The sequence below is a fragment of the Streptomyces poriferorum genome (genome assembly GCF_019399235.1).
In the GTDB taxonomy this organism is placed as follows: domain Bacteria; phylum Actinomycetota; class Actinomycetes; order Streptomycetales; family Streptomycetaceae; genus Streptomyces; species Streptomyces poriferorum.
On sequence record NZ_JAELVH010000667.1, the window covers coordinates 1 to 387 of the forward strand.

At 74.7% G+C, this 387-nt stretch carries 1 protein-coding gene; it reads left to right on the forward strand.

Translation table 11 applies throughout. From position 1 onward, the window contains the following. Positions 1–113 precede the first annotated feature (113 nt). On the forward strand, positions 114–387 hold a 274-nt coding region (locus tag JGS39_RS40330; RefSeq protein WP_372456203.1), incomplete at its 3' end, for a DUF4232 domain-containing protein.

Genomic DNA, 387 nt, shown 5'->3' on the forward strand with positions numbered 1-387 from the left:
GAGTGCGGGCGACGACGCCCTCGCCGCCTGCCCTCGCGACCGGGCCCTCCACCCGTCCGGCCCCCACACCCACCGCCACCGGAGGCTGCCCGGCCTCGGGCCTCGTGGTGGACATGGGACCCGTGGAGGCGGCGCTGGGGCACCGGGCCGTCGGGCTGACCCTGACCAACTGCGGCGCCGAGCCCCACCGGGTCGACGGCTACCCCTCGGTCCAGGCCCTCGACGAGAACGGCGACGCGCTCCCGGTCAAGGTGAACCCGGGCTCGTCGTACTTCGGGAACGACAAGGGGCCCGAAGAGGTCATGCTGGCACCCGGGAAGACCATGCGCTCGCTCCTGGTCTGGGTCTCCACCCCCACCGGCGGCGACCTGATCGAGGGCGACGCCC